The 19,129-nt window shown below is 71.7% G+C and carries 20 protein-coding genes and 3 tRNA genes; 17 read left to right on the top strand and 6 right to left on the bottom strand.

Going from position 1 to position 19,129, the window contains the following annotated elements:
* Positions 1–15 precede the first annotated feature (15 nt).
* Entirely contained in the window at positions 16–1,053 is a 1,038-nt protein-coding gene (locus F8O02_RS07925; RefSeq protein WP_218859623.1) for an MsnO8 family LLM class oxidoreductase, read from the top strand.
* 206 nt (positions 1,054–1,259) lie between these two features.
* Positions 1,260–1,463 (top strand): cold-shock protein, encoded by a 204-nt coding sequence (locus tag F8O02_RS07920; RefSeq protein WP_158036706.1) that lies wholly within the window; start codon positions 1,260–1,262, stop codon positions 1,461–1,463.
* A 170-nt stretch (positions 1,464–1,633) separates the two neighbouring features.
* On the opposite strand, the gene F8O02_RS07915 is transcribed toward F8O02_RS07920, so the two are convergent.
* The 5 genes from F8O02_RS07915 to F8O02_RS07895 form a co-directional block, all read right to left on the bottom strand.
* Complete coding sequence (locus F8O02_RS07915; RefSeq protein ID WP_179416381.1) at positions 1,634–2,131, bottom strand: MarR family winged helix-turn-helix transcriptional regulator; 498 nt, start codon at positions 2,129–2,131, stop codon at positions 1,634–1,636.
* A gap of 176 nt (positions 2,132–2,307) precedes the next feature.
* A tRNA-Phe gene (locus F8O02_RS07910) sits at positions 2,308–2,380 on the bottom strand.
* Between the two features lie 58 nt (positions 2,381–2,438).
* Positions 2,439–2,512, bottom strand: a tRNA-Asp gene (locus F8O02_RS07905).
* Positions 2,513–2,550: 38 nt separating this feature from the next.
* Positions 2,551–2,623: transfer RNA gene (locus F8O02_RS07900), tRNA-Glu, on the bottom strand.
* Positions 2,624–2,717: 94 nt separating this feature from the next.
* Positions 2,718–3,515 (bottom strand): FadR/GntR family transcriptional regulator, encoded by a 798-nt coding sequence (locus F8O02_RS07895; protein ID WP_158036704.1) that lies wholly within the window; start codon positions 3,513–3,515, stop codon positions 2,718–2,720.
* Positions 3,516–3,650: 135 nt separating this feature from the next.
* Here F8O02_RS07895 and F8O02_RS07890 point away from each other — a divergent pair, with 135 nt between their 5' ends.
* Complete coding sequence (locus F8O02_RS07890; RefSeq protein WP_158036703.1) at positions 3,651–4,973, top strand: M23 family metallopeptidase; 1,323 nt, start codon at positions 3,651–3,653, stop codon at positions 4,971–4,973.
* A gap of 186 nt (positions 4,974–5,159) precedes the next feature.
* Here the strand turns inward: F8O02_RS07890 and F8O02_RS07885 are convergent, their stop codons facing one another.
* Entirely contained in the window at positions 5,160–5,648 is a 489-nt protein-coding gene (locus F8O02_RS07885; RefSeq protein ID WP_158036702.1) for an inorganic diphosphatase, read from the bottom strand.
* A 114-nt stretch (positions 5,649–5,762) separates the two neighbouring features.
* Here F8O02_RS07885 and tilS point away from each other — a divergent pair, with 114 nt between their 5' ends.
* From tilS to F8O02_RS07815, 14 genes are all read left to right on the top strand, one after another.
* Entirely contained in the window at positions 5,763–6,905 is a 1,143-nt protein-coding gene (gene tilS, locus F8O02_RS07880) for a tRNA lysidine(34) synthetase TilS (RefSeq protein ID WP_158036701.1), read from the top strand.
* The gene (gene hpt / locus F8O02_RS07875; protein WP_158036700.1) at positions 6,805–7,356 is read left to right on the top strand and encodes a hypoxanthine phosphoribosyltransferase; all 552 of its coding nucleotides are present in this window, start codon (positions 6,805–6,807) and stop codon (positions 7,354–7,356) included. The genes tilS and hpt overlap by 101 nt, the downstream gene beginning before the upstream one ends.
* A 102-nt stretch (positions 7,357–7,458) precedes the next feature.
* Positions 7,459–9,462 (top strand): ATP-dependent zinc metalloprotease FtsH, encoded by a 2,004-nt coding sequence (ftsH, locus tag F8O02_RS07870; RefSeq protein WP_158036699.1) that lies wholly within the window; start codon positions 7,459–7,461, stop codon positions 9,460–9,462.
* Positions 9,462–10,160 (top strand): GTP cyclohydrolase I, encoded by a 699-nt coding sequence (gene folE, locus F8O02_RS07865; protein WP_158036698.1) that lies wholly within the window; start codon positions 9,462–9,464, stop codon positions 10,158–10,160. The genes ftsH and folE overlap by 1 nt, the downstream gene beginning before the upstream one ends.
* Positions 10,157–11,062, top strand: coding sequence for a dihydropteroate synthase (folP, locus tag F8O02_RS07860; RefSeq protein ID WP_218859621.1), 906 nt, complete (start codon positions 10,157–10,159; stop codon positions 11,060–11,062). Before folE ends, folP begins: the two co-directional genes overlap by 4 nt.
* A complete protein-coding gene (folB, locus tag F8O02_RS07855; RefSeq protein ID WP_158036697.1) occupies positions 11,059–11,457 on the top strand; it encodes a dihydroneopterin aldolase in 399 nt (132 codons plus the stop codon). Before folP ends, folB begins: the two co-directional genes overlap by 4 nt.
* Positions 11,454–12,020 (top strand): 2-amino-4-hydroxy-6-hydroxymethyldihydropteridine diphosphokinase, encoded by a 567-nt coding sequence (folK, locus tag F8O02_RS07850; protein ID WP_225734218.1) that lies wholly within the window; start codon positions 11,454–11,456, stop codon positions 12,018–12,020. The genes folB and folK overlap by 4 nt, the downstream gene beginning before the upstream one ends.
* Complete coding sequence (locus F8O02_RS07845; protein WP_158036695.1) at positions 12,017–12,625, top strand: DUF3180 domain-containing protein; 609 nt, start codon at positions 12,017–12,019, stop codon at positions 12,623–12,625. Before folK ends, F8O02_RS07845 begins: the two co-directional genes overlap by 4 nt.
* A complete protein-coding gene (locus F8O02_RS07840; protein WP_158036694.1) occupies positions 12,622–13,317 on the top strand; it encodes a DUF2520 domain-containing protein in 696 nt (231 codons plus the stop codon). The genes F8O02_RS07845 and F8O02_RS07840 overlap by 4 nt, the downstream gene beginning before the upstream one ends.
* 74 nt (positions 13,318–13,391) lie before the next feature.
* Positions 13,392–14,957: a lysine--tRNA ligase gene (gene lysS / locus F8O02_RS07835; RefSeq protein WP_158036693.1), complete on the top strand. Its 1,566-nt coding sequence runs from the start codon at positions 13,392–13,394 to the stop codon at positions 14,955–14,957.
* 10 nt (positions 14,958–14,967) lie between these two features.
* Complete coding sequence (locus tag F8O02_RS07830; RefSeq protein ID WP_158036692.1) at positions 14,968–15,252, top strand: hypothetical protein; 285 nt, start codon at positions 14,968–14,970, stop codon at positions 15,250–15,252.
* Between the two features lie 84 nt (positions 15,253–15,336).
* Complete coding sequence (locus F8O02_RS07825) at positions 15,337–17,835, top strand: ATP-dependent Clp protease ATP-binding subunit (RefSeq protein WP_158036691.1); 2,499 nt, start codon at positions 15,337–15,339, stop codon at positions 17,833–17,835.
* Positions 17,836–17,921: 86 nt separating this feature from the next.
* Entirely contained in the window at positions 17,922–18,473 is a 552-nt protein-coding gene (locus F8O02_RS07820) for an amino-acid N-acetyltransferase (protein WP_158036690.1), read from the top strand.
* Positions 18,474–18,492: 19 nt separating this feature from the next.
* On the top strand, positions 18,493–19,128 hold the full coding sequence (locus F8O02_RS07815; RefSeq protein ID WP_158036689.1) for a hypothetical protein: 636 nt from the start codon (positions 18,493–18,495) through the stop codon (positions 19,126–19,128).
* Position 19,129: the final 1 nt, after the last annotated feature.

The raw sequence follows: 19,129 nt of genomic DNA, 5'->3' as shown, positions 1-19,129 counted from the left end.
AGGTGAGGAGCGGAGATGGGCGTGAGGCTCTCGGTGTTGGACCTGATCCCGGTGCGCACCGGCCAGACGACGGCGCAGGCGGTCGCGGCGACGGTGCGGCTGGCCAGGCTGGCCGACCGGCTCGGTCTGCACCGGTACTGGGTGGCCGAGCACCACAACATGCGGGATGTGGCGTCGACGGCGCCGCCGGTGCTCGTCGCCCTGCTCGGTGCGGCCACCGAGCGCATCCGGGTGGGGTCCGGCGGCGTCATGCTGCTCAACCACCAGCCGATCGTGGTCGCCGAGCAGTTCGCCCTGCTCGACGCGGCGCTGGGCGGCCGGGTCGACCTCGGCATCGGACGGGCGCCGGGCACCGACCCGGTCACGACCTACGTGCTGCGACCGGGCCAGAGCGCGCACGAGCAGGAGTCGGCCTATCCTGAGCGCGTCGAGGAGCTCGTCGAGCTGCTCGCCGGCGAGTTCTCCGTGGAGCTCGCCGACGGGCGACGGGTGCCCGTGGCGGCGACGCCGGCCCCGGCGGGCCCGGGGCCGCACCTGTGGCTGCTGGGGTCGTCCCGCTACTCGGCCCGGCTGGCCGGCCGGCTGGGGATCGACTACGTCTTCGCCAGCCACTTCACCGGACGGGGCACGGCGGAGGCGCTCGCCGAGTACCGCCGGGAGCGCGGCGCGGGCGCACCGGTGATCACGACCGCCAACGTCGTCGTCGCCGACACCGCGGCGGAGGCGCGCGAGCTCGCCCTGCCGGCCCTGATCGGGATGGCGCAGCGGCATCTGGTCGGCCGGGTGGGGCCACGGCTGACCGTGGAGGAGGCGGCCCGGATGACGCTGACCGCGGAGCAGCGGGCGCTCGTTGACCGCATGGCCGCCGCCTGGACGATCGGCACGTCGGACGAGGTGGCCGACCGGCTGACCACGTTCGCCGCACGGCACGGGGTCGGCGAGGTGATCGTCCAGCCGGTCGCCGGCGCGCACGAGGGGGAGCCGCTGGACGCCGCGCCCCAGCGGGAGCGGACGCTCCGGCTGCTCGTGGAGCGGCTGCCGCAGGACGGGTGACACGCCGTCGGGTGGACTCGTGACGACCGGGTGGTGCCGTGGGCGCTCCCGGGCCTAGACTGTCACCACGGTAAGTGACTTTCGCCGCAGCAGACACGCAGCAGGGCTTCCGAGCTCGGTTCCGTCGTTCGATCGGGGTGCGAAGCGACACCGCACACAGAAGTCGTCGTGAGAGTCGCGGCGCAGCAGTAGGAAGAAGCAAGACGATGGCAACCGGTACCGTGAAGTGGTTCAGCTCCGACAAGGGCTTCGGGTTCATCTCGCCCGAGGACGGCGGCGAGGACGTGTTCGCCCATTACAAGAACATCGTCGCCGACGGCTTCCGCACGCTGAACGAGAACCAGCGTGTGGAGTTCGACGTCGTGAAGGGCCCGAAGGGCCTGCAGGCGGAGAACATCCGCGCGATCTGAGTGCAGACGCACTGACACGAGGCGGCCCCGCATCCACCAGGATGCGGGGCCGCCTCCGTCTGTGGGGCCGTCATCCGAGGGAGTGCTGTGGCCCGGCTCGGGGCGGCGCGAGGTCGGGCCCGGCCTGACAGCGGGGCGGGACGGCACAGACGAGACGTGGCGACTGACGGTCAGTCGTGACCGCGGCAGACCTCGAGCCGGTTCTCGGGGTCGAGGCGGTGGAGCAGTCGGTTGCAGATCTCGGAGAGCTGGCCGACCTGCTCGGCGGTGAGCTGGTCGATGACGATGTCGCGCACGTTGCGCACGTGTCCAGGGGTCGAGGAGACGACCTTGGCGAGGCCGTCATCGGTCAGCCGGGCGATCGTGACGCGACGGTCGGAGCTGCAGGTGGTGCGCTCGACGAATCCGCGGTGCTCGAGCCGGGTGACGACGTGGGAGAGCCGGGGCAGCGTCGCGTTCGTCGAGGAGGCGAGCTGGGTCATGCGCATGGCGTGCTCGTCATGGTCGGCGAGCTTGGCGAGCACGAGGTAGTCGAAGTGGGTCAGCTGCGCGTCACGCTGCAGCTGCGAGTCGAGGGCTCCGGGCAGCAGCTCGACGACGGCCTCGAGCCGAGCCCAGGCGCGCATCTCCCGATCGGAGAGCGGACAGGCGTCGTCAGCGGAGCACATGGGGTGAACTCTATCATCCGAGGTGGTCCGCCGATTGCGCGGAACGCGCTCCTGGCCGGGCAGCGGGGAGCTGTGAAGCGGCCCGGGCGCTGCCAGCGTTGCGCGATGAGTCCACGGAGTCGATGCGGAGTGACCGTCTGAGAACTCCAGCCGTCCCGCATGATCCTGGTGTGAAGTGGCTCCGAGCGGCATCGATCCGCTGACCTCACGATTTTCAGTCGTGCGCTCTACCAACTGAGCTACAGAGCCGGGGCGTGATGCCCGATCGGAGAAGGAGCCCCTCCATTGGAAGGGCTCCTCGCCGAAGCGACCCTGACGGGACTTGAACCCGCGACCTCCGCCGTGACAGGGCGGCGCGCTAACCAACTGCGCCACAGGGCCTTGCAGTACAACAGCCGAGAGGAGACTCTACCATCTCGTGACCCCAACGGGATTCGAACCCGTGTTACCGCCGTGAAAGGGCGGTGTCCTGGGCCACTAGACGATGGGGCCGCACGCTTGGTGACTTCCCGAACCCGCTGTACCGAAGAGACACTTTACGGAACCACGTCGACGAGTGCAAATCGCGAGCGTGTCGGGGTGTCGCTCAGTCGTCGTGGGAGATGCGGAAGACCCGGACCGGGGCGGGCTGGTCGCCGTGCGGGGACTCTACCCGGCGGTAGACGACCTTCGTGTCCGGCTGCAGGTCGCCCTGGTGCACGACGGGGGCTGCGGTCGCGTCGGGCACGACCACGAGATCGCGGTCGCCGTGATCGTTGGCGGCGTGGACGGCCTCGACGAGGTCGTGCTTCTCGATCGCCGCCAGGATGCGTTCGTGGTCCTGCAGTTTCTCGGCGGGCGAGGCGGAGCGCACCCGGCCGTCCCGGATCGCCTGCCGGACGGCCTGGGCGAGGCCCGCGTACAGCTCGGTGAGCAGCGGGTTGCCGCTCGCGCGCACCAGGGCGATGTGGAAGGGGCCGGGCGGGTCGAGCACCTCGTGAGCACCGGCCTCGACCTGGCGGCGCTCCTCGGCGAGGGCCTCGCGCAGCGCCTGATGGTGCTCCGGGGTGAGCTCCAGGGCCGCACGGCGGGCGGCCTCGATCTCGAGCGTGCGGCGGACGCTCAGCACGTCGCCGACCGCCTTCTCGCCCAGGTAGTCGTTGAGGACGGTGCTGACCGGGCTGACCGAGCGGACGAAGGTGCCGCGTCCCGGTGCGGTCTCGAGGATGCCCAGGCTCGCCAGAGATCGCACCGCCTCGCGGACGGTGCTGCGGCCGACGTGCAGCTGCTCGGTCAGCTCCGGCTCGGTGGGGATCTTGGTGCCGACCGGCCAGGCCCCGCTCGTCACCTGGTGCCGCAGCCAGCTGATCACTCTGGCTGCGCGTCTGGAACCGGTTGTGGCCATGCTGCTCCTTGCGATGATGTGCCCTGCTTCCCAGTCTACGACCGGGCCTCGCCGGGCGCGGAATCCGCCCGGTGTCGCTCGTGGCCGCGAGACCCCGGCCTGTGTAGGCTGACACGCGGCACGGAAGGAGAGCTCATGCGAGCAGCGCGACGCCTCGTCATCGGAGTGGCCCTGAGTGCGGCGCTCATGGCGGGTCAGGGCGTCTGGGCGCCGGTCCCCGCGACCCAGGCGGCGGACTACCCCTCGTGGGATGACATCGAACGGGCCAGGCAGAACGAGCAGGACAAGCAGGCCGAGATCCAACGGGTCAAGGGGCTGCTGGCTGATCTCGACAGTCAGTACACCCAGGCGCAGCAGGCCGCGCAGGACGCGCAGCAGGCCGCGGACGACGCCCTGCAGCGGGTGGCCGACCAGCAGGCCGTCTTCGACCAGCTCACCGTGCAGCGGGTCGACGCGCAGGCCCGGGCCGACCAGTCGCGGGAGGCGGCCGGCAGCTCGATCGCGCAGCTGTACCGCAGTGGCGGCGCGAGCGCGAGCATGAACATCTATCTCTCGGGTGACCAGGCGCAGACCGTGCTCTACCAGCTGGGCATGATGGGTCGGGTGGGTGAGCGCAGCGACGAGGCCTACCGGTCGGCCGTCGCCGACGCCAACACGGCGAAGTCCCTCGAGGACCAGGCGGACGCGGCCTACGCCGAGCTCACCCGCATCGCCGACGAGGCCGCGGGAAAGGCGCAGCAGGCGCAGCAGGCGGCGCAGGCCGCGCAGGACGCGGTGTCGGAGCAGCAGCAGCACGCCGCAGACCTCGAGGCCCAGCTCTCCTCGCTGCAGGGGGAGACCGCCGAGCTGCAGGCGCAGCGCGCCGCGGGGGTCAAGGCCGAGGCCGACGCGAGGGCGAAGGCGCTGGCTGCCGCGGCGGCGGCCGCGAGCTCTGGCTCCGGTTCCGGCTCGAGCGACTCCGACGGCTCCTACCGGGCGCCGTCGTCCTCCGCCTCGACGACGACCAGGGCGCCGAGCGGTGGCGCGGTCGGCTATCCGCTGCCGTATCTGACCTCCTCCAGCGGGTACGGGATGCGGTTCCATCCCATCCATCATGAGTACCGCTTCCACTACGGCACCGACTACGTCGTTCCGACGGGGACGCCCGTGCTCGCCATCGCCGATGGCACGGTCGTGGGCGGCGGCTACGACTCCAGCGCGGGCAACTATGTGGAGATCCGCCACGTGGTCGACGGACAGACGATAGTGTCCCGGTCGCTGCACCTCTCCCGGCTGCAGGTCTCGGTCGGGCAGCGGGTGTCGAAAGGGCAGCAGATCGGGCTGTCCGGCAGCACCGGGGCGGCAACCGGGCCGCACCTGCACTTCGAGATCCACATCGGCTCGGTCGGGTTCGGCAGCCCGCTGTGGAAGACTGCGGGCAACACGGTCAACCCCGCCGTGTGGCTGGCCAGTCACTGACGCGTCGGCCGGTGCGCCGACGGCCGAGGTCCTGACCGACGCGTCGGCCGCATCCCGCGTGGCGGCCCGTCCCATCGCGGGGCCGGGCCCGGCCCCGGGGACGACGAGGGGCGCCGACCCCGTCATGGTGACGGGCCCGGCGCCCCTCGATCGACGCGATGTGACGCGGCCGGGCCGCGTCGGGCCTCACTCCTGCGTGTCGGCGAGCCGCTGCTCGGCGGCCTGGATCTGCTGCTCGGCGGCCTCGGCTCCCTCCCAGCCGTCGAGAGCGACCTCCTTGCCCTTCTCCAGATCCTTGTAGTGCGCGAAGAAGTGCTCGATGCGGTCGCGCAGCTCCTGGGGCACGTCGTCGATGTCCTGGATGCGATCGAAGCGCGGGTCGTCGGGCACGGCGACGATCTTCGTGTCGATGCCCGCCTCGTCCTTCATGTTGAGCAGGCCCACCGGGCGCACCTTCACGCCCACGCCCGGGAACACGGGGATCTCGGTGAGCACGAGCACGTCGAGCGGGTCGCCGTCGAGCCCGAGGGTGTTCTCGAAGAAGCCGTAGTCGGTGGGGTAGACGAAGTTCGTGAACAGGACGCGATCGAGGAAGACGCGACCGGTCTCGTGGTCGACCTCGTACTTGTTGCGCGAGCCCGCGGGGATCTCGATGACTGCGTCGTGGATGGCCATGTGTTCTCTCTCCTTGGTTCAGGCCTGGCGATCGCGCAGGCCGGGTGCTGCGGCGTGCCGCCACCGGCGGCTCGCGCCGCGGGCGGTCCCGCTCCGCGCACTAGATTAGTGCACATGTCCCAGCGTCGTCCGTCGCTCGACGCCGCCACGGCGGCGGTGCGTCACGCGGTGCGCGAGTGTCTCGCGGCGCTGCGCCCGGGCCGTGTGCTCGTGGGTGTCAGCGGCGGCGCCGACTCGCTGGCCCTGGCCGCCGCGGTCGCGCACGTGGCCCCCCGGCTCGGCATCGGCTGGGGGACGCTCACCGTCGACCACGGTCTGCAGGCTGGCAGCGCCGCGGTCGCCGCGACGGCAGCCCGGCGCTGCGCCGCGCTCGGCGCCGACCCGGCCGCCGTCGAGCGGGTGCGGGTCACCGGGTCCGGCGGCATGGAGGCGGCGGCCCGGCGGGCGCGCCTGGCCGCGCTGGAACGGGCCCGGTGCGCGCAGGGCGCCGATCTCGTCCTGCTCGCGCACACCCTCGATGACCAGGCGGAGACGGTGCTGCTCGGCCTCGCCCGCGGGTCCGGGCCCCGGGCGGTCGGCGGGATGCGCCCCGTGGCCGGGCGGATCGTCCGACCGCTGCTGGGCCTGCGCCGCTGCGTCACCCGGGCGTCGTGCCGGGCCCGGGGCATCCCGGTCTGGGACGACCCGCAGAACCACGACCCCCGATTCGCCCGGGTGCGGGTGCGCGACCGCGTGCTGCCGCTGCTCGAGAGGGAGCTCGGCCCGGGGTTCGCCGCGGCGCTGGCCCGCACCGCGGCGCTCGTGGGCGAGGACACGGCGCTGCTGGACGCGATGGCCGCCGAGCGGGCGGCGAGCTGCGCGGCGGGGGTGCTCCCCGTCGCGCTCGTGCGCGACCTGCCGGGGCCGCTCGCGACGCGCACGGTCAAGCGGGTCGTCGAGGCCGCGCTCGGTCGGCCCCAGCAGCGGGTGCATGTCGAGGCCGTCGTGCGGCTCGCGACCACCTGGCACGGCCAGGGGCCGATCGATCTGCCGGGCGGCCGGGCCCGCCGGGTCGGCGACGAGATCCGGGTCGCGGCGGCGACGTCACCGAGTCGGCCGCGGCGCGCTAGAGTTGGCAGGGTTCCCGCGCAACCGGTCACAGAGGAGCCGCCGCCCCATGAAACTCGCCGACATCAAGGACGATCTCGAAGAGGTCCTGCTCACCCCCGAGCAGATCCAGACCCGCATTCAGGAGCTCGCCCGGGCGATCGAGCATGACTACGCCGGCCGTGATGTGCTGCTCGTCGGGGTGCTCAAGGGTGCGATCATGGTGATGGCCGATCTCTCGCGGGCGCTCACGCTGCCGGTGACGATGGACTTCATGGCGGTGTCGTCCTATGGGTCCGGAACCCGCTCGTCGGGCGTCGTCCGCATCCTCAAGGATCTCGACACCGACATCCACGACCGCGACGTGCTCATCGTCGAGGACGTCATCGACTCCGGGCTCACCCTCTCGTGGCTGCAGCGCAACCTGCGCTCGCGCGGGGCGCGCTCGGTGGAGATCTGCGCGCTGCTGCGCAAGCCTGAGGCGCTCGCCGTCGATCTGGACGTGCGCTACATCGGCTTCGACATCCCCGTCGACTTCGTCGTCGGGTACGGGCTCGACCATGACGAGCGCTATCGCAACGTCGACGGCGTGGGCATCCTGAAGCCCGAGGTCTACAGCTGACCTGCCGCTGACAGCGAACATGCAGGGAGGACACAGCCTCCTCCAGTAGCATCAGGAACTGTCCACCACGCACGAAAGGGTTCGGGCCGCGCCCCTGCATTCATGAACACATTGAAACGAGTGACCAAAGGGCCGATCTTCTGGATCATCGCCGCCCTCATCATCGTCCTCATCGGCATGAACGTCGCCAGCATGTTCGGCGGCTATCAGAAGGTCACCACGGCCGAGGGCATGTCGCTGATCCAGCAGAAGAAGGCGACCGAGGCCACCATCCAGGACTCGGACCAGCGGGTGGACCTCACCCTCGCGGAGGACTACGAGGGGCACGGGCGGCAGGTGCAGTTCTACTACGCCACGGCCCGGGCCGGAGACGTCGTCCAGGCGATCGACGACGCCGATCTCAGCGACGGCTATGACGACACGGTCACGCAGCCCAACGTGTTCACGAACATGCTGGTGACGCTCATCCCGTTCATCCTCATCGGCGTGATCTTCTGGTTCCTGCTCAGCCGCATGCAGGGCGGCGCCGGCGGGGTGATGAACTTCGGCAAGTCCAAGGCGAAGATGATCACCAAGGACCATCCGCAGGTGACGTTCAAGGACGTCGCGGGCGTGGACGAGGCGCTCGGCGAGCTGGAGGAGATCAAGGACTTCCTGCGCGAGCCGGAGAAGTTCCGCCGGGTCGGCGCACGCATCCCGAAGGGCGTGCTGCTGTACGGCCCGCCCGGAACCGGCAAGACGCTGCTCGCCCGCGCCGTGGCCGGCGAGGCCGGGGTGCCGTTCTTCTCGATCTCCGGGTCGGACTTCGTCGAGATGTTCGTCGGCGTCGGCGCCTCCCGCGTGCGCGACCTGTTCGAGCAGGCGAAGGAGAATGCCCCGGCGATCATCTTCATCGACGAGATCGACGCGGTCGGCCGCCACCGCGGCGCCGGCATGGGCGGCGGGCACGACGAGCGCGAGCAGACGCTCAACCAGTTGCTCGTCGAGATGGACGGCTTCGACCCGAACACGAACGTTATCCTCATCGCCGCGACGAACCGGCCCGACATCCTCGACCCCGCGCTGCTGCGCCCCGGCCGCTTCGACCGCCAGGTGGAGGTCGGCGCGCCCGACCTCGAGGGCCGCAGGCGCATCCTCGAGGTGCACGCGCGCAACAAGCCGCTGGCCGACGACGTCGATCTGGGGCTCGTGGCCAAGCGCACGCCGGGCTTCACGGGTGCCGACCTGGCGAACGTGCTCAACGAGGCTGCGCTGCTCACCGCCCGCTCGAACGCGCAGATCATCGACAACCGTGCCCTCGACGAGGCGATCGACCGGGTCATCGCCGGGCCGCAGAAGCGCTCGCGCGTGATGCGCGACCACGAGCGGCTCGTCACCGCCTACCACGAGGGCGGGCACGCGCTCGTCGCCGCGTCGCTCAACCACACCGACCCGGTGACGAAGATCACCATCCTGCCCCGCGGCCGGGCCCTCGGCTACACGATGGTGCTGCCGAGCGACGACAAGTACTCTGTGACCCGCAACGAGCTGCTCGACCAGCTGTCGTACGCGATGGGCGGACGCGTCGCCGAGGAGATCGTCTTCCACGACCCCACCAGCGGCGCCTCCAATGACATCGAGAAGGCCACCGAGACGGCTCGGAAGATGGTCACCAAGTACGGCATGAGCTCCCGACTCGGCACCGTGAAGCTCGGCGACGACGAGGGTGAGCCGTTCCTCGGCGCGGGCATGGGCTCGAGCCGTGACTACTCCGAGGGCGTCGCCGAGCAGATCGACCTCGAGGTGCGCCGATTGCTTGACGCCGCCAACGACGAGGCCTGGCGGGCGCTCACCACGAACCGCGCGGTGCTCGACCGGCTCGCCACAGAACTGCTCGAGCGCGAGACGCTCAACGAGAAAGACATCGCCGAGATCTTCGCTGACGTCTCGAAGCTGCCGGAGCGCTCGCAGTGGCTCTCCAGCGTCGACCGCCCCGTCTCGAGCCAGCCGCCGGTCCCGGTGCCACCGAAGGCGAAGGCCGACACGGAGCTGACCGCCGAGGCACAGGCCGGTGGCACGAGCGACCCCGGCCGGACGCCGGAGGACGGCGCCTCGGAAGGCGAGTGATGGTCGACGTGCCGGCCGTGCGGGCAGCCGTGCGGGAGCTCCTCGTCGCCTGCGGGCTCGACCCCGACGACACGGAGCTCGTCGACACCCCGGCGCGGGTGGCCGACGCCGCGCGCGAGCTGTTCGCCGGTGTGGGGAGCGACCCGCTCGAGGTGCTCGGCGAGACGTTGCCCGCGCCCGCGCACGACCTGGTCGCCATGTCCGGCATCCGGGTGCGCTCGCTGTGCGCCCACCACCTGCTGCCCGTCTACGGCACCGCAGACCTCGCCTACGTCCCGGGGGAGCGGATCGCCGGGCTCGGCGCCCTGCCCCGGCTCGTCGGCGTGCTCGCCGCGCGGCCTCAGCTGCAGGAGCGGCTCGCCGCCCAGATCGCCGACGCGCTCATGGTCGGGCTCGGTGCCCGCGGCGCGATCGTGCGGCTGCGCCTGCACCAGGACTGCGTGAGCGCGCGCGGCGCGCGGCAGGACGACGCCCGCACGACGAGCATCTCCGCCCGGGGGTCGCTCGCGGGCCCCGCCGGTGTCGGGGTCGATCCGGCGGGCATCTGGCCCGACGCGGCCGGCGGGCCGGATGCCGTCGCGCCATCATGCCCCGTCGACCGGCCGGCCGGCGCCGCGTCACGTGACGCGGGGGCCGGCGTCCCGACCCCGGCCGCGCCCCGGCCGCGCCCCGCGTCGGCAGGAGAGGAGACCGCATGACCACCGACTCGTCCGCCCGTCCGCTCGTCATGGGTGTGCTCAACGTCACCCCCGACTCGTTCAGCGACGGGGGACGCTGGCACGACCACGACGCCGCGGTGCGGCACGGCCTGGACCTCGTCGTCGACGGGGCCGATCTCGTCGACGTCGGCGGGGAGTCGACCCGGCCCGGCAGCGTCCGCGTGCCGATGGCGGAGGAGCAGCGGCGCATCCTGCCCGTCGTCGAGCGCCTCGCGGGCGAGGGCGTCGTGCTGAGCATCGACACGATGAACGCCGACACCGCCCGGCGCACGGTCGAGCTGGGCGCCCGGTACGTCAACGACGTCTCCGCCGGCCTCGCCGACCCCGACATGCTCGACACCGTCGCCGACGGCGACGCCGTGTTCATCGTCTCGCACTGGCGCGGGCTGCTCACCCCGGACAGTCCGCCGGCCCGTTACGACGACGTGGTCGAGGAGGTCGTCTCCGAGATCGGCCAGCGCCTCGACGCCGCCCGCGCCGCCGGCATCGGCGACGAGCGGCTCGTCGTCGACCCCGGACTCGGCTTCAGCAAGAACGGGGGACACAACTGGGCGCTGCTGGCCGCGGTCGATCGGCTGCGCTCCTTCGGGCTGCCCGTGCTGCTCGGCACCAGCCGCAAGCGCTTCATCGCCGAGACGCTGCCCAGTGCGCTGCGCGCCGCGGAGGCCCGGGCCGAGACGGCCCTGCACGCGCGGGATGCCGCGACGGCCGCGATCGCCGCGCTGCTGGCGGAGAGCGGGGTGTGGGGCTTCCGCGTCCATGACGCCGCCGCGGCCCGGGCGGCGCTCGAGGTGGGCCGGCGGCTCGCCGAGGCACGACGGGCCCGGGAGGCCGCGGCGGCCGGGCACGAGCCGGCGGGGCGCACGGGGGAGCGGGCATGACGACGCCGGATCGCATCCGCCTGACCGGGGTCACCGCCCGCGGCCACCATGGGGTGCTCGCCCACGAGCGCCGCGACGGGCAGCGCTTTGTCGTTGACGCGACCCTCGAGCTCGACACCCGTGCGGCCGCCCGCACCGACGATCTCTCCGCCACGGTCGACTATGCGCAGGCCGCCCGCCGCATCGTCGACCGCATCGCCGGCGATCCGGTCGACCTCATCGAGCGGCTCGCCGGGCTCATCGCCGCCGACCTGCTCGCCCTGCCGCGCGTCGACGCTGTCGAGGTCGTCGTGCACAAGCCCGAGGCCCCGATCGAGGTGCCGTTCGCCGACGTGTCCGTCACGATCCGGCGGGAGCGGGCGGCCGAGTCGGGCGCGGGAGGCGGATCCCGGTGAGCGCGCGGCGGGCGGTCATCGCGCTGGGGTCGAATCTCGGCGACACCCGGGGGACGCTGCGGGCCGCGGTCGCGGATCTCGCGGCGACCCCGGGCGTCACCGTCGTGCAGGTCGCCCCCGTGCACGAGACGATCGCCGTCTCGCTCGACGGGCTCGACCGGGATCGCCCCCGGTTCGCGAACACCGTCGTGCTCGTCGACACCACGCTCGACCCGGTGCCGCTGCTGGACGCGCTGCAGGCGATCGAGCAGCAGCACCGGCGCCGCCGCGACCGGCGCTGGGGCGACCGCACGCTCGACCTTGACATCGTGGACATCCCGGGCGTCGTGCTCGACACCCCGCGCCTCGTCGTGCCGCATCCCCGCGCCGCCGAGCGCGACTTCGTGCTCGTGCCGTGGCTCGAGGCCGACCCGGCCGCGACGCTCGGCGGCGTGCCGCTGCGTCGGCTGCTGGACGCGCTGCCCGACGCCGCCCGCACGCTCGCCGTCTCGGCGGGCTCGGCAGGTGCGGCCGCCCTGGCCGACCCGGCGTCGCCCGCCGCAGACCGGGAGACCGGCCGATGAGTCGCACCCGCATCCCCGCGCTCGTCGTCATCGTGCTGCTGTTCACCGGGGTCGGCTGGGCACTGCAGGCGACGCTCGCCCGGCTCGGCGCGCCGGCCATCGTGCCGCCGTGGACGTTCGCCGGCGTGCTCGTCGCGATCGGCGTGATCGTGCTCGCGCTCGCCTGGCGGGTGCGCAGCCGCACGCATCGCCGTGACCGAGAGCGGCGCGAGCACGGCCGGGCCGAGACCGAGCCGGTCGACCCGTTCTTCGCCACCCGCGTGCTGCTGCTGGCGAAGGCGAGCAGCGTGACCGCGGCGGTGCTCGCCGGCACGGTGCTCGGCCTGCTCGTCCACGCGCTGCTGCCCCCGGCGACGCCGGTGCAGGCGGTCATCGCCCCGGAGGGCGGATCGCTCGTCGCGGCGATCGTGCTCGGCGTGTGCGGGCTCGTCGCCGAGCTGTGGTGCCGCGTGCCCCCGAGCGACGACGGGCAGGCCCCCGCCGGGAGCGGAGCGGGCCCCGCGAACACCGGCGACGCCACGGCCGAGGGCGGCGCCGCCCGCAGCGTCCGTCCGGCACGGCGCGAGACGGCGTCGGGCCGCGGCGCGGATCGGGGCGGACGATGAGCGTCGCCGGCCGGCCCCGCCTCGACGTCGGCGTCGTCGGCGCGGGCGCCATCGGCACCGCGGTCGCCCTCGCGCTCGCCGGGGCCGGGCATCGCATCCGCGCCGTGTCCACCGCAGACGCCGTGCATCGCGAGCGGGTCGAGGCGGCCCTGCCCGGGGTCCCCATCGTCGACGAGGCGCAGGTGATCGCCAGCGCGCAGCTCGTCGTGCTGGCCATCCCCGAGACTGATCTGCCCGGGTTCGCGGCCGGCACCGCCCGGGCCGGCGTGTGGCGCCCCGGCCAGCTCGCCGTGCACACCGCGCCGGGCTTCGGGGAGCGCGTGCTCGACCCGCTCGCCGCGATCGGCGTGATCCCCCTGGCGATCAGCCCGGCGATCGTCGCGACGGGCACCGGGCTCGATGCCGGCCGGCTGCGCGAGGCGCGCTTCGCGGTCTCCGCCCCGCCGGCCGTGCTGCCCATCGCGCAGGCGCTCGTGATCGAGATGGGCGGCGACCCGGTGGTGATCGGGGACGCCGATCGGCCGGTGTATGCTGAAGCCCGTGCGGCCGCCGCCGAGCACGCTGACGCCATCGTCGAGCGGTCGGCCGGTCTGCTGCGCGGCATCGGCGTGGACGATCCCGCCGCGCTGCTGCGCCCGGTGCTGCACACCTCGATCGACGCGGCGCTCGATCGCGCCGAGCGGGCGGGCTGAGCGGACCCGGCCGGCGCCCCGCGAGGGACGCGGCGGTTCGCGAGTCGCATCCGGGCTGACCCGAAGGAGAACGCATGACCGATCAGGCCCCCCAGGACGACGCGGCGGAGCCGACGCCGACCGCGGAGCAGCAGCTCGCGACCGAGACGAACGAGCAGCGAGACGTCCGCCTGGCCAAGCGGGAGCGGCTCGTCGCCGAGGGCGAGGCCTACCCGGTGTCGGTGCCTGTGACCACGACGATCCAGTCGGTGCGTGCCGCGCACGCCGATCTGCAGCCCGGCGAGGAGACCGACGACGTCGTCGGTGTCGCCGGCCGGGTCGTGCACCTGCGCAACACGGGGCGGCTGTGCTTCGTGATGCTGCAGGCCGGCGACGGCACTCAGCTGCAGGCGATGCTCAGTCAGAAGGAGGTCGGCGCCGAGTCGCTGCAGCGCTTCAAGGAGCTTGTCGATCTGGGCGACCAGCTCTTCGTGCACGGGCGGGTCATCGCCTCCCGTCGCGGCGAGCTGTCGGTGTTCGCCGACGACTGGCGCATCGCGGCGAAGGCGATCCGGCCGCTGCCGAACATGCACAGCCCGCTCAGCGAGGAGTTCCGGGTACGCAACCGTGCTCTCGACCTCATCCAGCGCCAGGGTGCGCGGGACATGGTGCTCACCCGCGCGCGCACGAACGCCTCGCTGCGGCGCACGTTCGCCGAGCATGGGTTCGTCGAGATCGAGACCCCGATGCTGCAGACGGTGCATGGCGGGGCGTCGGCCCGGCCGTTCGTGACGCGCTCGAACGCGTTCGACAGGGACCTCTACTTGCGCATCGCTCCCGAGCTGTTCCTCAAGCGGGCGCTCGTCGGCGGCATCGACCGGGTGTTCGAGATCAACCGCAACTTCCGCAACGAGGGTGCCGACTCCACGCACAGCCCCGAGTTCGCGATGCTCGAGGCCTACGAGGCGTACGGTGACTACCACACCATCGCCGACCTCACCCGGGAGCTCATCCAGAACGCGGTGCGGGCGACGAGCCCGACCGGCGATCTGACCGCGGTGTGGGCCGACGGCACCGTGCACGACTTCTCCGGCGACTGGGACCGCATCGACCTGTACGGCTCGCTCAACGAGGCGCTCGCCGCCACGTGGGACGGCCCCGGCCGCGCGCCCGTGATCACCGTCGAGACGTCGGTGGCCGAGCTCGCCCCGCTCGCCGAGAGGCACGGCATCGCCCTCGACCCGGCCACCGCGACGCACGGCAAGTACGTCGAGGAGCTGTGGGAGGCGTGCGTGAAGCCGGGGCTCACCCGGCCGACCTTCGTGATGGACTTCCCGGAGGACACCTCGCCGCTGACCCGCCCGCACCGCTCCCGGCTGGGTCTCGTGGAGAAGTGGGACCTGTACGTGCGCGGCTTCGAGCTGGCCACCGGCTACTCAGAGCTTGCCGACCCGGTCATCCAGCGGCAGCGATTCGTGGAGCAGTCGCTGCTCGCGGCGAAGGGTGACCCGGAGGCCATGCAGGTCGACGAGGACTTCCTGACGACCATGGAGTACGGGATGCCCCCGGCCGGCGGCATGGGCATGGGCATCGACCGTCTGCTCATGGCGCTCACCGGTCTCGGCATCCGTGAGACGGTGCTGTTCCCGCTGGTGCGGTGAGAGGAGAGTCATGACGACGCAGGAGTGGATGACCGCGGCGATCTGGGCGATCACGCCCACCCTGCTCGTCGGCGTGATCTTCGTGTTCGTGTTCCGGGCGGTGCTGCGCGCTGACCGCAGCGAGCGGCACGCCCGCGCCGAGGCCGAGGCCGTCGAGCGCGCCCGGTTCGAGCGCGAGTACGGCTCGGCGCCCCACAGCGCTGACGCGTCCGCCCGTGCCGATGCGTCCGCCCGTGGCGACGGGGCCGGGGATGCGCCCGCTGACCGGCCCGACGGCGCGCATCGCCTGGTCTGAGTGGCTCCGCCCACGGCGAACACCGGCCGACACGGCCGCCGACTCTGCTTTGATGGAACCATCGGCTGACCGTGGAGGAGTGCCATGTTCGAACGTTTCACCGACCGAGCCCGTCGTGTGGTGGTGCTGGCCCAGGAAGAGGCCAAGATGCTCAACCACAACTACATCGGTTCGGAGCACCTGCTGCTCGGGCTGCTGCACGAGGGTGAGGGTGTCGCCGCGAAGTCGCTCGAGCAGGTCGGCGTGACCCTCGAGGAGGCCCGCGAGCAGGTCGAGGACATCATCGGGGTCGGTCAGCAGCCGCCCACCGGGCACATCCCCTTCACACCACGGGGCAAGAAGGTGCTCGAGCTGTCGTTCCGCGAGGCGCTGCAGCTCGGCCACAACTATGTGGGCACCGAGCACATCCTGCTCGGGCTCATCCGCGAGGGCGAGGGCGTCGCCGTGCAGGTACTCGTCAAGCTCGGGGTGGATCTCGGCCAGCTGCGGCAGATTGTCGTGCAGCAGCTGGCTGGTTACCAGAACGGCAAGGAGGCCGAGCTTGCCGGCGTCGGCGCCGAGGGCGGCGGCCGCACGAAGGGCTCGCAGGTGCTCGACCAGTTCGGCGAGAACCTCACGCAGAAGGCACGCGACGGCAGGCTCGACCCGGTCATCGGACGCGAGCGCGAGATCGAGCGCGTGATGCAGGTGCTCAGCCGGCGCACGAAGAACAACCCGGTGCTCATCGGCGAGCCGGGGGTCGGCAAGACCTCGGTCGTCGAGGGGCTCGCCGAGGCGATCGTCGCCGACCAGGTGCCCGAGACGCTCAAGGACAAGCAGCTGTACACGCTCGACCTCTCGGCGCTCATCGCCGGCTCCCGCTACCGCGGCGACTTCGAGGAGCGCCTGCGCAAGGTGCTCAAGGAGATCAAGAACCGCGGCGACATCATCATCTTCATCGACGAGATCCACACGCTCGTCGGGGCGGGCGCGGCCGAGGGCGCGATCGACGCGGCCAGCATCCTCAAGCCGATGCTCGCGCGCGGCGAGCTGCAGACGATCGGCGCGACGACGACCGACGAGTTCCGCAAGCACTTCGAGAAGGACGCCGCTCTGGCGCGTCGGTTCCAGGCGGTCGAGGTGCGCGAGCCCAGCATCCAGCACTCCATCCAGATCCTCAAGGGGCTGCGGGAGCGCTACGAGAAGCACCACAAGGTGAAGATCACCGACGGGGCGATCGTCGCGGCGGTGAACCTCTCGGCCCGGTACATCCAGGATCGGCACCTGCCGGACAAGGCGATCGACCTGATCGACGAGGCCGGGGCCCGGCTGCGGCTGAGCGTGCTCTCGGCTCCGCCGGAGCTGCGCGAGTTCGATGACCGGATCACCACCGTCCGCGCCGCGAAGGAGCAGGCGATCGAGGATCAGGACTTCGAGAGGGCGGCCAGCCTGCGCGACGAGGAGAAGAAGCTGCTCGGCGAGCGTCTGCGCGCCGAGAAGGAGTGGCGCAAGGGCGACAAGGAGGTGCACGCCGAGGTCGACGAGGGGCTGATCGCGGAGGTGCTCGCCCAGGCGACCGGCATCCCCGTGTTCAAGCTGACCGAGGAGGAGTCCTCGCGGCTGCTGTTCATGGAGGAGGAGCTCGGGCAGCGGGTCATCGGGCAGAAGGAGGCCATCAAGGCGCTCTCCCGCAGCATCCGCCGCACGCGGGCGGGGCTGAAGGATCCGAAGCGGCCGAGCGGGTCGTTCATCTTCGCCGGCCCGACCGGCGTCGGCAAGACCGAGCTGGCCAAGGCGCTCGCCCAGTTCCTGTTCGACGATGAGGACGCGCTCATCTCGCTCGACATGAGCGAGTTCGGCGAGAAGCACACCGTCTCGCGGCTGTTTGGTGCTCCTCCGGGCTTCGTCGGCTTCGAGGAGGGCGGGCAGCTGACCGAGAAGGTGCGCCGGCACCCGTTCAGCGTCGTGCTCTTCGACGAGATCGAGAAGGCCCACCCGGACATCTTCAACTCGCTGCTGCAGATCCTCGAGGAGGGCCGGCTTACCGACGGGCAGGGGCGACTGGTCGACTTCAAGAACACCGTCATCATCATGACGACGAACCTGGGGTCGAAGCAGATCTCCGGCGGGCCGATCGGCTTCCAGGTCGAGGACAACGCCGAGGTCGGTTACGGCATGATGAAGGGCAAGGTCAACGAGGAGCTCAAGAAGCACTTCAAGCCCGAGTTCCTCAACCGTGTCGACGACATCATCGTGTTCCCGCAGCTGAAGAAGGAGGAGCTGCTGCAGATCGTCGACCTGTTCATCGGGCGGCTCAACGACCGGCTCGGCGACCGGGATCTCAGCATCGAGCTGAGTGTGCCGGCCAAGGAAAAGCTCATCGAGATCGGCTACGATCCGACGCTCGGCGCCCGGCCGCTGCGGCGCGCGATCTCGGTGGAGATCGAGGACCAGCTCTCCGAGCGCATCCTGCGCGGCGAGGTCACGGCGGGTCAGCGCATCTCGGTCGACGTCGACGACGACGGGCACTTCACGTTCACGGTGATCGACGGTGAGGGCCCGCAGCCGGAGCAGGGGAAGGTGGAGGCCACGCAGGTGCTGTGACCCGAGAGACCGGGCCGTGACGCCGACGACGCGTCACGGCCGACACGGCAGAGGGGCATGCCCGCCCGAGCGGTACGCTGGTGGGCATGCCCCTTGTCGTCCGTCCCGCCCGCACTCCGGACATCCGCGCGATCAGCGCGCTCATCGAGCCCTATGTGGAGCGGCGCGTGCTGCTCGGCAAGGAGCTCGTCGTGCTGTATGAGGCGACGCAGGAGTTCCTCGTCGCCGAGCTCGACGGGCGGGTCGTCGGCGCCGGCGCCCTGCACGTCTTCTGGGAGGACCTCGCCGAGGTCCGCACGCTCGTCGTCTCCCCCGAGGCGCAGGGGCACGGGGTCGGCGGGCGGCTCGTCCAGGCGCTCGTCGAGCGCGGCCGCCGGCTGGGGGTGTGGCGGATCTTCTGTCTGACGTTCGAGGTGGCGTTCTTTGAGCGCAACGGGTTCACGGTCATGCACGATCCGGGGGTGGATCGCGACACGTACGCCGAGCTGGTCCGCTCGCCCGACGAGGGCGTCGCTGAGTTCCTGGAGCTGCAGCGGGTCAAGCAGAACACGCTGGGCAACACCCGGATGATCCTGCACCTGGACCACGCTGACGACCCGTTCGTCACCGACGCCCCGGCGCGTCCCGAGGAGGTCTGACCGCGGCTACAATCGGGGCATGTCCGCGTCACCCCGTCGTCGTCACTCTCCAGCGGTCTACCGGCGTCGTCGACTCGCCGTGCTCCTGCTGCTGGCGATCATCGTCGCCCTGATCGTCTGGGCGGTCAGCTGCGCGACCGGGGGCGGGGACGCCACGGAGACCACCGGCGCGGATGTCGCCACGGACGTGGCGGACTCCGCCGACTCGACCGACGCCGCGCCGGCGTCCGCGTCGCCGTCTGCGTCACTTGACCCCGACCAGGTGTCGGCCTGCCAGCCGGGGGAGTTCACCGTCTCGGTGAAGACCGAGTCCGGGCAGTACTCGTTCACGCAGCAGCCGGTGTTCGTCTATCAGGTGACGAGCACGGCCTCGGTGGCCTGCTCGCTCAACGTCGGCACGACCCAGCAGCAGGTCGTCGTCGGGTCGGGGCAGGCCGAGGTGTGGAAGTCGACCCCGTGTGTGGAGAATCCGACCGATCAGACGGTGGTGCTCGAGCCGGGGCAGCCACGCAGTGGCAAGGTCACCTGGGACCTCGCGATGAACGACGGGACGACCTGCAGCAAGGATCGTCACGTCAGCACGAAGGGCACCTACTGGGTGCAGGCGTCGATCGGGGACCGCTCCTCCGACCAGTACCGTTTCGTGCTGCAGTAGC

Source organism: Pseudoclavibacter caeni, assembly GCF_008831125.1.
Lineage (GTDB): Bacteria > Actinomycetota > Actinomycetes > Actinomycetales > Microbacteriaceae > Pseudoclavibacter_A > Pseudoclavibacter_A caeni.
The sequence above is the reverse complement of the archived record's forward strand: the minus strand, read 5'-3'. Positions and strand labels throughout refer to the sequence as shown.